General features: G+C 57.1%; 10 protein-coding genes. 3 read left to right on the top strand and 7 right to left on the bottom strand.

The window, feature by feature from the left end:
• Positions 1 to 4: 4 nt before the first annotated feature.
• Positions 5 to 1054: a hypothetical protein gene (locus IPN69_18690; protein ID MBK8812741.1), complete on the bottom strand. Its 1050-nt coding sequence runs from the start codon at positions 1052 to 1054 to the stop codon at positions 5 to 7.
• 173 nt (positions 1055 to 1227) lie between these two features.
• On the opposite strand from IPN69_18690, the gene tnpA reads away from it, so the two are divergent.
• Positions 1228 to 1683 carry an IS200/IS605 family transposase gene (tnpA, locus tag IPN69_18685; protein ID MBK8812740.1) on the top strand — a complete coding sequence of 152 codons (456 nt, stop codon included), beginning with the start codon at positions 1228 to 1230 and terminating at the stop codon, positions 1681 to 1683.
• 66 nt (positions 1684 to 1749) lie between these two features.
• Here the strand turns inward: tnpA and IPN69_18680 are convergent, their stop codons facing one another.
• From IPN69_18680 to IPN69_18655, 6 genes are all read right to left on the bottom strand, one after another.
• Entirely contained in the window at positions 1750 to 2058 is a 309-nt protein-coding gene (locus IPN69_18680; GenBank protein ID MBK8812739.1) for a hypothetical protein, read from the bottom strand.
• Positions 2059 to 2368: 310 nt separating this feature from the next.
• Positions 2369 to 2653 carry a hypothetical protein gene (locus IPN69_18675; GenBank protein ID MBK8812738.1) on the bottom strand — a complete coding sequence of 95 codons (285 nt, stop codon included), beginning with the start codon at positions 2651 to 2653 and terminating at the stop codon, positions 2369 to 2371.
• Positions 2650 to 2805, bottom strand: coding sequence for a hypothetical protein (locus IPN69_18670; protein ID MBK8812737.1), 156 nt, complete (start codon positions 2803 to 2805; stop codon positions 2650 to 2652). Before IPN69_18670 ends, IPN69_18675 begins: the two co-directional genes overlap by 4 nt.
• A gap of 460 nt (positions 2806 to 3265) precedes the next feature.
• Entirely contained in the window at positions 3266 to 3937 is a 672-nt protein-coding gene (locus IPN69_18665) for a hypothetical protein (protein MBK8812736.1), read from the bottom strand.
• 550 nt (positions 3938 to 4487) lie between these two features.
• Positions 4488 to 4625, bottom strand: a complete 138-nt coding sequence (locus IPN69_18660; GenBank protein ID MBK8812735.1) for a hypothetical protein — start codon at positions 4623 to 4625, stop codon at positions 4488 to 4490.
• 623 nt (positions 4626 to 5248) lie between these two features.
• A complete protein-coding gene (locus IPN69_18655; protein MBK8812734.1) occupies positions 5249 to 8221 on the bottom strand; it encodes a VCBS repeat-containing protein in 2973 nt (990 codons plus the stop codon).
• A 705-nt stretch (positions 8222 to 8926) separates the two neighbouring features.
• Here IPN69_18655 and IPN69_18650 point away from each other — a divergent pair.
• Together IPN69_18650 and IPN69_18645 are read left to right on the top strand one after the other, a co-directional pair.
• On the top strand, positions 8927 to 11878 hold the full coding sequence (locus IPN69_18650) for a leucine--tRNA ligase (GenBank protein ID MBK8812733.1): 2952 nt from the start codon (positions 8927 to 8929) through the stop codon (positions 11876 to 11878).
• A gap of 210 nt (positions 11879 to 12088) precedes the next feature.
• Positions 12089 to 13528, top strand: a complete 1440-nt coding sequence (locus IPN69_18645; protein MBK8812732.1) for a hypothetical protein — start codon at positions 12089 to 12091, stop codon at positions 13526 to 13528.
• The last annotated feature ends 22 nt before the right edge of the window (positions 13529 to 13550 follow it).

Here is a 13550-nt window from a genome sequence, read left to right as displayed (position 1 = left end):
TCATTCAATTCCCCGGGAACACATGGAATCGGGTCTTATTGAGTATTTCTCGGTTCGACAGGATGAAATCCAACTCCTGCATTGTAAACGTTCCAGACTGCAATGGGCGACCGTTCCGCTGCCAAACTGCGAATCGGCTGACGCTGAATTGATTGCCGGTCGCACGAGCCCCGAAGTTGAAGTTGATTTCCGTTGCGTTTCGCGCGAGTCGTTCGAATTTTTCGGGAATGAAGAGCCGGGTTCCCGTTCGCTCAATATAAGTCACCGATTTCGTGGTTCGCGCAAATTCCTTAACATCGCCAAGTCCCAATGCAAGCCTGTACGGGACCGTGGTCGAAGATTCACCGGCTACCCCAAGCCTTGTAATCGTCGTTCCCCGGGCAACTGCGCCGAATTTGAACGGTGCAAGCACCAGAGCGACGTCAATCGGTTCGATCGCGTTTACCACCGCGCCGGTTGCGGGATGCACATAGTGGTATCCATCTCCCTTTATTACTTCCCACCCTTGGCGTTCGTAGAAACTGAGCGACTCCTTAAATGTTCTCCCGGTCCTTGAATCAATGAATGTTTGCGGTGTCCGCGGGCCAAATTCATTGAGTCGGACCACATAATCGTAATAATCGTAATAAGTCTTGTCGCCCGATGTCGTGGACTTTGACTGTGACCATGGAACGACGAGGTCACCGTTTCTGTTTCGCTCGGTAACTTCGAAGTATCCTTTTGGAATCGGCTTGTCGTTCTTGAGGTATTTGCCGTCACCGCCAGCTGTTGGGAAAACCCATCGACCGGCCTGCAAACCGTCAGGATCCGACATCGTCAACGGGCTGTTCAGCACATAAACAAACCGATTAAATGTCTGCGGGTTCGCGCTCTTGCCGCTTGCGAGAAGCGGATCTACCGCGGTGAATCTGCCGTGGCGGTTTTCGCACATTCTGGCTTCGGCGAAGTCGAGGCCGGATTCTTCGTCGTTTTGTTTCCGTAACTGTCTCCTGAAACGATTGGATCGGTCGGGCTCGGCACGATCAATTCCGTCCGACTCGCTTTTCCAGCTCAACCAGCCGCGCGAGCGGCGGCAGAACTTAGCCGTGGCGCGTAAGCCCACGGAAAAGTCAAAAAATGACCCCCGAGCCGCGCGAGCGGCGGCACAGTCCCGCAAGGCGCTTGCATTCACGGACCTCGTTTGGCAAAATCGAGCCCCTACACTCAATCTCAATTTGGAGGCTCACGATGGCAAATACTTACTCATCTCTTTTCTATCACGCCGTTTTCAGTACGAAACTCAGGCAAGGCTGGATCGCCCCGTCGATCGAAGATCGGGTCTGGCGAAACATCGGCGGAATCGCCCGGGGAATCGATTGCACGGCGGTTGCGGTCGGCGGGATCGAAGATCACCTTCACGCCCTTTTGATGGTTCCGCCAAAATACGCGCCGAGCGAAGTCGTTATGAAACTCAATGCCAACTCTTCCCGGTTCATTCACGAAGAGTTCGGGAATCTCGGATCGTTCGGATGGCAGGACGGTTTCGGGATTTTCTCGGTGAGCAAATCCGCAGTTCCGGAGGTTATCGAATACATTCGGAACCAGAGAATTCATCACGCGAAAATGAGCTTTGAAGAAGAGTATCGCGAGTTGTTGAGGCTTCACGATGTCGATCCCCGCGACGGTCTTTACATTTTCGGGTAGCGTGCCACCGCTCACGCGGCTCGGTCATTTGATTTCGCTCGTTTTCCGTGGGCTTACGCGCCACGGCTAAACTATGCCGCCGCGCTGCGGCTGTTTGACCGGGGAAACATATGGTCGCGCCTCGGTCAGCCGATAGAGCGGATCGTATTTGTAATTCTGGACGATCGGATTCGCAATGCCGGCAACCGTCATCACCGTCTGTGCGATGTTGCCCGTGTTCTTGTTCGCATTGACCGATCCCGATTCAAGCTCGCCGTATTTGTATTCGAGCTTCCAGACGCTGTTGTCGCTCACACCGACGCCGATCCCGATCTCGGTCAGCTGCGCACGCTCGGTGAACTTCGCCATTTCCCATCGGTTGTTGCCGAACTTCAACTTTTCGATCGAAGATTCCGGCCCACATGTAGTTTTTGTATTGCCAATTCAATTTCCGTGTTCAACCTCTCATCACCGTAGTAAGAGAAATCTTCACGCCTGCGCTTTTCGTCGGGCTCGTAGAAGTCTAGGTCGAAGGCAAGTTCAGATAGAATCTCGAAACCAGGTTCGTCCGGCGTCTCGGAATTCCAAACCTTTTCCTGAAACTCTTTAATTAGTTTCTTTCGTCCGAACCTATCGGCGCCTATATTGGTTTTAGAAGCATATCGCGAGACGATTGGCGTCACATCGGTGTTTTGAAAGGCTCGGATTAGCTTATTTCTATTTTATATTTTTTCCAAAGTTCCTTGGTTATTTCGAAGGCTTCTGCCTCACTCTGGCCCACGAAACAAACTATGGATGTCCAACTGAGATCCTGGCGAATATCGAATTTCTTGCGTAACCACTGACCAAATCCCCGGTACACAAGGTCATCCGGTTTTTTCTTGGCAAAGGTATAGCCCGCAATAAAGGCCTCTATTCGGACGACCGATCCATACCCGATATACAGTCCGGGTTTTTCCAATAACAACGTCATTATCTCAGCTTCTGTCATACTTTAGCATCGTCCAAACTATCGAGGATCTCAACGAGTGATTCAAATCCCGGACGATAAAACTCATAGACCTTCTTTCGATAGATCTCAACCAACTCCGCATAGCGCGGATTGTCTGCGAGTTTGGCAACGATGATACCTCTGTAGCACATATAGTCCTCGAACCCATAAATGCTGATAGGTTCCGGTCGCGAGTTGATTAAGCGGTCAACGTCCGAAAGCGTCCGGCCTCGTCGAATCGCAGACCAAACACCGGGTCGACTTCGTAACCTTCCTACCGATCTGTAAAATACAGAGTGTAACTCTGTAGCGGTTCTCCCTTTTTGATGAACGAATTAAGTCGCCGCAATAGGCGAAATTCGCTTTTGCCTAATTTCTCGCCAAGTCTTTCAATTAGTTCTTTTCGATAAACGTTCATAATTCCTCAAGCTAGTTCCGCGGACGAATCACACGAACGCGGGTAGGCCGGAAGGATACGTCTGCGAAACGAGCGCTCCGAAAATATCTACGAATAATCGGCGAACGGCCAACTCGGGTCGCCGGTCAAGGCAATGCGCTCCCAACCTTGACCGACGATCCAATTCTTTGTGCGCAACCGCCAAGAAGGGCTTCTCAATCTGAAACAACGCCAAGAAGTACAATTTGAACAAACTGATCTTCGGCGCCATCTAACTCAATCTTCCAAAACGCCGCATTGCCTTCCAAAAGGAATTTATTTAGGACATCCCGTAACGCTTCGTTCTTGAACGACGCAACGATTTTCGGATCATCGCGAGCCGGGCCAGAATACTTCATGCCACCGCTGCCCGTTTTCTCAGCAATACTCAACTGTGACTTGACATCACCGCTTTCAAGAATCCTGATCCCCACTTCACTCAGCGGAACTTCTCTAAACTCCAGGTGTCGAATACGGACGTTCGCGATTCGATTTACGGTCACGTCCGAGTCACGGGGCCAAACATTTACAATGTCTCCTTTGATCTCCCACTGATATCTACGATCCTGAGAAAAGATCTCGGCAAGCGCATCTTCGATGGAAACGCATACCAGTTTCAACGAAACCAGTCGAGACGGATTCCGAACCGTTGAAAGGTCGACAAATCCAATTGAGACACCTGCTTTCGTTCCGAGGGTCGAAAGGGCGTCGTCAAGACTTCGGTTCGACAGGAAGAGAGTCACCCTTTTAGTCGTATCGGGAGTCCTACATTCCTGAGAATAGTTTACGAGCGGCAATACTGTAAGAATCACGGTGCCGATTAGAGATGCGATGAATGTCCGAAACATTTGCAATTCATAGCTCCTGATTGACCGTCGTCGGCATTAGTTAGCCAAAATTACGTGTTCAACTGGCTTTCGCCCAAAGCCGTACCGGGAGGGGCTGGGCTGTACCTCCACTGACTCAACATAATCGATCACGAACTTTCTGCGGTATCGGCCCATATGGCCAAAAGTTCCTGAGTCACTGATCACCCCAACGGCGGTGATCTTTACGGTGCGCCCGCGGTCGTTCGTCCATTTTAGCGCGAACTTGCGTACGGATCCGCATCGCGTAGCGATGTCCCGAATTTGGCCGTGGGTTTCAACCCACGGACGTCGGGTTCTTGCTATTTTGTCGCGTCAGCGACGGCTGAGTCAATCGTCGCTGACGCGACGCGCAAGGCTTTTCGAACTGTCCGTGGGTTGAAACCCACGTCTAAACTCAACGAGCCGCTGACGCGGCGGACGCAACGGAATCGTCAAAACAATCTTCCGGTCAAGCGACAACTGTGTCTTTCCCGTGCATTTAGACGCTGACGCGGCGGACGCAACGGAATTCGTCAAAACAATCTTCCGGTCAAGCGACAACTGCGTCTTTCCCGTGCGTTTCGCGAAGCTTGTCCTGTTGCCGAACCGCCGTGAAACTCGTGTTCGCCTGATCGAACCGGCTGATGTTGAGGATGTCGAGCGTTGCAAAAACCGGGTGACGCCTCATTTGATTTCAATGTCCGCCGCGTTCCTTGACCGTCTTAGATTTATGTCAAAAACGTTGCGCCCTACTTTATCATTGGCATTAACAAATTCCGGCTGTTTCGGATCCAATGTGCTACCGCCTTCCAAACAAGCCTCATTGACGATCACTCGATATTTTCCCTCGCCGACCCTTAATTTGTAATTGCCGTCGCCATCGGTGATCACCACGTTAAGGCATTTCTTGCAATCCGCTCGTTGGAAAATAATCGTCTGTCCGACCGGAATCACGATTCGTCCGGTTTCCGGCTCGACCGTCCGGACAATCCCTTCAACCCGAATTACGCAATGGAAAGTTTGCCCGCGAATTTCCGCGAATCGGCGCGAATAGAATTTTGTCCGAACGCGTCCGAACAAACCGCTTTTCGAAGCTTTGTGTCCCAATTTCATAAAAACGGAGTCTTTCGGCGCGCTCTTAAACCGGATTTCCATTCGCGCCGATTGGCGAGGATTCGCGGGCAAAATCCGCTAATGCGTAATCTGGGTTCAATCGTCACAAATTTTGAATAAACGTCCTCTTCGCAGGACGACACCGATGTCATCAAAGGCCGATCCGAATTGGGTGTCGGACCGGCCTCAGAAGATCAGCTATGGCAAGTATGCAGTCGGAACTGGTAAATCGGTCGAGATGCCGAATCCGAGGATCGATGTTCCCGCGGTCGACTGGCGAAGGAACCACGTCGCGGTCGAAGGTCTGAAAACAGCCGCGTCGAACTTCCCGTCGCCGTCGTAATCGCCGGGGGCCGGGATGTCACCAACCGTTCCGAATGGGAATGAGAAAAACGTCAGGTCTTCGCTGCGAAGAACGAACCATTCTCCCGTGCCCGGCCGCCAGAACGCGACGTCAGCCTTGCCGTCACCCGTAAAGTCGCCCGGAGTTTGGCGATCGGTCGAGATACCGAACGTTAAGACGATGATTCCGGCCGTTGATCGGTTAAGCCACCATTGTCCGTTCGACGGGCGGAAGACGGCAATGTCAGCCTTGCCGTCGCCGTCATAGTCTGCCGGCGCCGGTTTATCGCCAGCGCTCCCAAACGGCTGGATCGTCGTTCCGCCGCTCGAACGCTGAATGAACCAGGTCGAACTCGAAGGCCTGAATACTGCCGCGTCTGCACGCCCATCGCCGTCGTAATCCGCCGGAACCGAAAGATCTTCCGCCGTTCCGAACGGGAACGAGAAGAAGGTAGAGTCTTCGCTTCGCAGAACGAACCATTCGGAGGTCGACGGCCGATAGATCGCGACATCCGTTTTGCCGTCGCCGGTGTAGTCGCCGGGTTCCAGCCTGTCAGCGGAATTGCCGAAGGTATGCGTGATTGTTCCAAGCGTCGACCGATTCAGCCACCACTGTCCGGACGCAGGCCGGAAGATCGAAACGTCCGTTCTCAGATCCCCGTCAAAGTCTGCCGGTGGTTTTCGGTTGGAAAATCTGGTGGCTTCAAAATTCTGGTACGCAACGCCGATCACGCCGGCCGCCGTAACCGTCCCGGAACCTGCCCCGGTCAATGTGACCGTTGCGTTGGACGGACCGCCGTAGACAAAAAGATCACCCGGATTGGTCGTCGGCGCCGACCCGTCGACCGTCAGAGGAGTCGCTACTCCTCCAAGACCCGTAATGAAGAGATCGGGCGCGAATTCGGGATTCCCGACACCGCCGTTTCTCGTGAATTCGGCGCCGTTCGACGTCAGATTGGCGACCCGCGCAGGTAATGCGGCGGAAGCGTTGTCGACGATCGTCATCCGGTCGTCATTGGTTGCGCTGCCATCGTAGCTGATGGTTTCGGCGGTTCCGACGCGGGTAGTTACACCGAGTCCAGAAATGTCGACGACGGATTGCGTTGTGGAGTAAGTGAACGTACCGTTCCTGACCGCGCCCGCCGGGTCGTTAATGTCCACGACGTCCCGGTTTATCGAACTTCCGGGGGCATCGTCCACTCCGAGGCCCGGCGGAAGGAATCCGTAAAATTCCAGGTTGGCAAGATTGGCACTCACGTTGCCAAGATTCCACGCGATCGTGTCGGTGCTGAGAAAGCCCGCGACCGTGATCTTCGTTTTTCGCGTCAGTCTTGTATTGACGAACGTCGCCAAATTATCGACTAGCCGCATCGACTGGAAGGTGTTCAGCAGGACTCCGTCGTTGGAGATCGTCGCGTTGTCCGGAGACGCCGACAGCGCAATGTCGAAAATGTCCGCGGGCGTGTCAGAATTCAAGGCGCTGTCGAGACCGTTGAAGGAAATATCAAGTTCGTCACCGTCGGCGCTCGTCACTGAAGTCTTCAGATAGCCCATATTCCCGTTCGGGTCCACCAGAAATCGACCGGCATCCTCGCTGGCACCGACGATGTATGATTCGCGGGCGATCGCCGATCCGGGATTGCCGAAAACGTTGAGGACGTCGCCGGCGCTGGCATCGGCGTTGTACGCGACCCGAAGATCAACCAATCGTGACGTGTTGTCGACGGTGAACGTGTCGCCGGAAGCTCCGACGTTCGCAAAGAACTGGGCTCCGACGGCGGCTGCCGGGTCATTGAATTCAACGGGCAGTCCCGAATTGAGAACCGAGCGAAAATCCGTTGCGGTTGGTTTGGACAGCAGAAGCGAGTCACTTGCCGCAGTGCCGCTGACGGACAAGGTGTTCAGATTATTGAGGCTGATCAATTCAATTGTCGCGAAATTGATCGATTGTCCGCCCGAAAATCCAAGCTGGGTTGCACTCTGCGTCACGTTCGAAGCGAAAGAATTGACGGTCAGGCGATCTTGCGTGTTCGGAGTCGCTCCGTTGTGGGCATCGCCGTTTATCGTGACTGCCGCCGAAAGAAGACCGCCGGAAATAACGAAAAGATCATCGTTGTCACCGCCATTGAAAACGTAGGATGTTCCGGCGACCGTGCCCGGACCATTGATGTTGAATTGATCGTTGCCAATCCCGCCGCTGACGATAAAGGAATTGATGCCGACGCCCTTCAAGTTGTTGTTGAAGGCGATCTGATCGCTTCCGTCAAGCGCATTGATCCGCAGAGTGGCCTTGTTGGCGACGTTCACCAATTCAAAGGCACCGCCTCCGTCATTGACCTGCGTGGTTTGCGTCGCGGAGACGATCGGGCCGTTGACGATGTTGAGGAAATTGAGCGCCGTCGTCGCGTTGATCGTGAAATCGGCGACCGCCGTCAGGTCGTTGATCGGTTCAAGTCCGGTGTATTTGAGGACGAAATTTCCTGTCTCGCCGCCTGAATACGTGATTGTCCCGTCATGCGAATTGATCGGGTCGCTCACGCCGCGGTCGAAACTCCCGCCGAGGAGCGTCACGGTATCGCCGGTCGCGGAGACTTGCCCGCCGCCGTGGAATGATACGCTCGAGAACGGAAACGGTCCGCCGGAGAAGTCGATCTCAAGCGTGTCATCGCCCTCAAGGCCGTAGATCACCAATTCACCGGTCGGCGCGAACGATGAAATGGTGAGGTTTCCGCCGCCAAGTCCTTCGATCACGATCGACTCGCCGTTTCGCCCGATCCTGATCGTGTCGTTCCCCGTCGTTCCGCGAAGTTTGTTACTGCCGGCTGCCATCGCGGGGGCACCCGTCCACTTCGTGGGCGGTTCGAAAAATTGGCGGAAAAAAGGCTCGGCGGCACCGCCGAATGACGATGTTGCAGTGACGAGCAATGTCGCAATAGTGACGAACAACGATCGGAAACGACCTAGTGAACATTCAGTTTTCATAATGTGGCGACTCCTTGGATTTCCTTTTGACGCAGGATGGATTATCTCCCAAGACAACACGGCGGTATTTAGCAATTTATGAATATTTTCTGAAGTTTTTCTGAAACCGGTCGCGACGGCCCGTTATTCGAAGACTCGAGTCGTCGCACTCGATCGGGGTTTCTCTTGCTTGAAGCGTGATTGGGTGAAACGGAATGTCCTAAGATGCGATCGAGCCTCGGTTCATCGCGTGACGCGGGTTGCGTCGCAAGATCCCGGGGCCGAACGGCGCGATCGAGCGAAACCGCATTCGGGCGTCCGCTTCGAGATCTTGGGCGCGATCTCGTTTGCGGAATCGTTGGACTTTTCCGCCCGGATTGCATTAAACTCTCTCCAATGTTCGGAAGCTTCAAATTTCTCGCCCTTAGATAGCCGCTCGTCGAATTCTTTTGACGACGCGGCGGACGCTACGCAAATTCAGTTTAATCCGTTAAAATTTTAGATTCGTTTCGGGTCTTCGAATTGAGGGCCGTTTTTCGCTCCCCGACCCGGAACCGAGGGAATTCACAGACTATGGACGAGAAGTATTTCGCAAAAAAGATCGAAGACAAATGGCAGCGGATCTGGAACGAGACGAACGCGTTTCAGGCCGACGCCGGCGACCCGCGGCCTAAGTTTTACCAGCTTGAGATGCTGCCGTACCCGTCGGGCAACCTCCATATGGGCCACGTCCGCAACTATTCAGTCGGCGACGCGCTCGCCTGGTACAAACGGCTCAAGGGATTCAACGTTCTGCATCCGATCGGCTGGGATTCGTTCGGTCAGCCGGCCGAGGACGCGGCGATCAAGCGCGGCGTCGATCCGCGCGCCTGGACCGAAGAGAATCTCGCACATATGCGCGGCCAGCTACAGCGCCTCGGCCTGAGCTACGACTGGCAGACCGAGATCGCCGCGCACCGTCCGGAATACTACAAGTTCGACCAGTGGTTCTTCCTCAAGATGTTCGAGATGGGACTCGCCTACAAGAGAAAGACGCAGGTCAACTGGTGCGAGACCGACAAGGCCGTGCTCTCGAACGAGCAGGCGTCGGGCGGACTCTGCTGGCGGTGCGGGAACGGCGTCACGAAAAAGGACCTCGAACAGTGGTTCCTCAAGACGACCGCCTATGCCGACCAATTGCTCGACGATATGGCCGAGATCGAATCCGGCTGGGCCGAAAAGGTCCTCAAACGCCAGCGGGACTGGATCGGCCGCTCGGAAGGAGCGCTTGTCGATTTTGGATTGGGGATTGGGGATTTTGGATTGGGCGAATCGACTGACGGGCCGGATTCGGAAAATCCAAAATCCAAAATCGAAAATCCGAGATCGATTCGCGTGTTCACGACGCGGATCGACACGATCTACGGGGCGAACGCGGTCGTCGTCGCGGCCGAGCATCCGGTCGTCGAGGCTTATTTCGAATCATTTTCGGACGAGACGAAAGCGGCGATTGAGAAGATCCGCGCCGAAAAACTCAAAGTCGTCGACCACGAGACCGAGCAGGAAAAAGAGGGAATCGACACCGGGCTCCGCGCGGTCAATCCGTTCAGCGGCGAGGAACTGCCCGTCTGGGTCGGCAACTACGTGATGATGGAATACGGCACCGGCGCGGTGATGAGCGTTCCGGCCCACGACGAGCGCGATTTCGAATTCGCCAAGAAATACGGCCTGCCGATCCGCCAGGTGATCTCCGAGCCGCACCTCGCGCACGAGCACCACTCGATGCACGCGCTCGCGCTCGAACAGGCGTTCACCGGATACGGCGTCCTCGTCCATTCGGATTTCTGGAACGGCAAATCGAGCGAGGAGGCGAAAAAGGAGATGACGCGGCACGCCTCGGCCCACGGTTTCGGCGAGGGCGCGACGACCTATCGCCTCCGCGACTGGGGCATTTCGCGCCAGCGTTTCTGGGGTTCGCCGATCCCGATCGTCTATTGCGGCGCGTGCGGCGTGGTCCCCGAAAAATACGAGAATCTGCCGGTCAGGCTTCCCGAAAACGTCGCCATCACGGGTTCCGGCGAGTCGCCATTGGCGAAGGTCGAGGAATTCGTCAACACGGACTGCCCGCGCTGCGGCGGCAAGGCGCGGCGCGAGACGGACACGATGGACACGTTCGTCGATTCCTGCTGGTACTATTTCCGGTACATCGACCCGCGCAACGACGAGATGCCGTTCGACCCCGAAAAGGCGGCCTACTGGACGCCGGTCGATCAGTACATCGGCGGCGACGACCACGCGGTGATGCACCTCATCTACACGCGTTTCTGGTCGAAGGTGATGCGCGACATAGGGCTCGTGAAATTCAACGAGCCCGTCAAACGCCTTCTGACGCAGGGAATGGTCGTCGGCGAGACGTTTTTCGACGAGATCCCGAACCCGGACGATCCCGCCGGCAAGGGAAAGCGGATCTACTTTCCGCCGTCGCAGGTCACGGTCGAGCGGGACGCGAAGGGCAAGATCCTGTCGGCGGTGTCGGCCGACGGGAAAACTCTGAAGTCGGCGGTCGAGCGGATGTCGAAATCGAAAGGCAACGGCGTCGACCCGGACGAGATGGTCGAGATCTACGGCGCCGACGCGGCGCGGCTCTTCGTCCTCTTCGCCGCGCCGGTCGAGAACGAACTCGTCTGGAACGAAGCCGGCATCGAAGGCGCCGTCCGTTTCCTCCAGCGCGTCTGGCGCTTCGTCCGGACGGTGAGCGGTGAGCAGGGGGCGGTGAGCGGTGAGCCGGGAGCGGTGAGCAGTGAGCCGGGAGCGGTGGTCAGTGGTCAGGGGGCAGTGGTCAGTGGTCAGGGGGCGGTGGACGGTGAGCAGGGAGCGGTGAGCAGTGAGCCGGGGGCAGTGGTCAGTGGTCAGTGGTCAGTGGGCAGTGAGCAGGGAACGGTGAGCGGTGAGCGGGCGGATGGCGATCCAAATCCCAAATCACAAATCACAAATCCGAAATCCGAGGGTCCGAAATCCGAAATCCGAAATCCCAAATCCCAAATGCTGTTGCGTAAGGTTCACCAGACCATCAAGCGCATCTCGGACAGTCTTGAATCGCTGCAGTTCAACACGCCGGTCGCGGCGCTGATGGAGCTGTGCAACGCGCTCTACGAATTCAGGTTCGAGCCCGGAGAGGCGACGGCCGAAGAGGCGGCGGCGGTCCGCGAGGCGTGCGAGGCTTTGGTGCTGATGCTCGCGCCGTTCGCGCCGCACGCGGCCGAGGAACTCTACGCCGCGCTCGCCGGCAACGACCGCGGAATGCTCGCCAACGGCGCCCGTTTTCCGGAATTCGTCGCCGAACTCGCGCGCGCCGAAGAGGTCGAGATCCCGGTCCAGGTCAACGGCAAGCTCCGCGCCCGCGTCCTCGCCGCGCCCGACGCCGGCAACGCCGACCTCGAACGCCTCGCCCTCGCCGACGCCAAGGTCGCCGAACACACCGCCGGCAAACAGATCGTCAAGATCGTCGTCGTCCCCGGCCGCCTGGTGAACATCGTCGTGCGTTGATTCTTGCTTGCAGAACCCCGCACGACCGAATGCAGAACCCCGCACGAAGTAAGGGGGTACGGCCGCGGAGCGGTCGGCGCGCTTCGATACTGTCCGCTTGGACGCCGCCGCGCCTTCCCGGACCATCGCTCCCATACCACAGACACTTGACCGCTCCGCGGCCATACCCCCTTACTCCGTGCGGGGTTCCGCATGGTTTATACTTGTTCGATGCGTCCGAAACATCCGGTCCAAATGCTCTTCTTCGTCTTCGTGGTCTTGGTCTCGATCGCGGCGAACGCCTATGGCTGCTCGTGCAGCCGGCTGGCGATCTGCGAGCAGTTTGATCTCGCTGATACCGTTTTCATCGGCAAGGTCACCGGGTCGAAGGAGCAGCGGATTGGAAGGTACGACGACGGCGAACGCGAAACGGAAACCGTGTTCGACGTCGGCGAGATCTATTTCGAGGTCATCGAAGCCTTTCGCGGGACCGTCGCCGGCCGGAGGCTGACGATTCTTTCCAATACGGGCGGCGGCGACTGCGGGTATTGGTTCCGGCGCGGCGAGACGTACGTCGTTTTCGCCTCGCGGGAAAAAACGCCCACGGCCAGGCTCTGGACCTCGCTCTGTTCGGGGACGGCCGCGCTCGGCGTCGCGGACGAAGCGCTCGGATTTTTGCGGAACATTCCGAAACCCGGCTCGGGCGGAACCATCCTCGGCACCGTTTACGAATCGACCCGGAATTATGAACTCCTCGGCCAAGTGAACCCCGCCTATGCGAATCTGCGGGTGAGCGCCGTCAGCGTCGGCCGGCGCGGCCGCGTTTTCTCCGCCGCGACCGACCGCGACGGGCGCTACGAGATCAAGGTTCCGCCCGGCCGATACTTCGTCAGGCCCGAACTGCCGCCCGGGACGACCGACATTCCGGAATCGGTCCGGCGAAAGCCTCTCGCGGTCGGCGACGCCGGGTGCCGGAGCGAGTATTTTACAGTCTACAACGACGGCCGCATCTCCGGACGCGTCGTCGATTCGGCCGGCCGGCCGAACGGAGCCGTCACGCTCGAACTGATCCCCGCCGCCGCCGCCCCCGAAAACCGTTTCCGCGGCAGCCAATTGGTCTCCGCCGCGACCGACGGGACGTTTTCCGAGGGCGCGATCCCGCTCGGGAAGTACATCTTGGGACTCAACTTCGGGTTCGATCCGACGGACGACCGGCCGTACGGCACGTATTTCTATCCGGGAACGGCGGACCGTTCGAAGGCGAAGGTCTTCGAAATCGGTCCGGGGAGCAAAATCGGCCGCGTGGTTTTCAAGCTTCCGCCGAAGCTATTCAAACTGAAGATCCGCGGCGCGGTCCTCTGGGCCGACGGAACGCCCGCCGCCGGCGCCGAGGTTCGTTTGCGCGACATCGACGCCGGCAGCAGCGTGTTTTTCTCCGCGCCCGTCACAAACGCCCGCGGCGAGTTCGATCTGGAATGGTTCGCCGGCCGCAAATATCGTCTTGAAGCGATCGTCTGGGAAAAGACCGCCGACGGCGGAGCGGTCTCCGTCGCCGAGGGCGAAAGCGAAGAATTCGTCCTCACCGCCGCCACGCCGCCCTTCGTCATCCGGCTCGCCGGGACGGCCCCGAACAAAAGCCCGCGATCCCGCACGACCGTCCGGGCGAACTGACAGAACCCGCCGGGAGCGGAGC

This window comes from Acidobacteriota bacterium, from assembly GCA_016715115.1.
Taxonomy (GTDB): domain Bacteria; phylum Acidobacteriota; class Blastocatellia; order Pyrinomonadales; family Pyrinomonadaceae; genus JAFDVJ01.
This window is presented reverse-complemented; position numbering and strand designations above follow the sequence as displayed.

What these genes read in the sequence shown, in the direction of transcription:
- IPN69_18660 (MBK8812735.1), bottom strand. Translation starts at nt 4,625, where the DNA reads ATGAGGCGTCACCCGGTTTTTGCAACGCTCGACATCCTCAACATCAGC.
- IPN69_18650 (MBK8812733.1), top strand. Translation starts at nt 8,927, where the DNA reads ATGGACGAGAAGTATTTCGCAAAAAAGATCGAAGACAAATGGCAGCGG.
- IPN69_18645 (MBK8812732.1), top strand. Translation starts at nt 12,089, where the DNA reads ATGCGTCCGAAACATCCGGTCCAAATGCTCTTCTTCGTCTTCGTGGTC.
- IPN69_18670 (MBK8812737.1), bottom strand. Translation starts at nt 2,805, where the DNA reads ATGTGCTACAGAGGTATCATCGTTGCCAAACTCGCAGACAATCCGCGC.
- tnpA (MBK8812740.1), top strand. Translation starts at nt 1,228, where the DNA reads ATGGCAAATACTTACTCATCTCTTTTCTATCACGCCGTTTTCAGTACG.
- IPN69_18665 (MBK8812736.1), bottom strand. Translation starts at nt 3,937, where the DNA reads ATGTTTCGGACATTCATCGCATCTCTAATCGGCACCGTGATTCTTACA.
- IPN69_18655 (MBK8812734.1), bottom strand. Translation starts at nt 8,221, where the DNA reads ATGGCAGCCGGCAGTAACAAACTTCGCGGAACGACGGGGAACGACACG.
- IPN69_18675 (MBK8812738.1), bottom strand. Translation starts at nt 2,653, where the DNA reads ATGACAGAAGCTGAGATAATGACGTTGTTATTGGAAAAACCCGGACTG.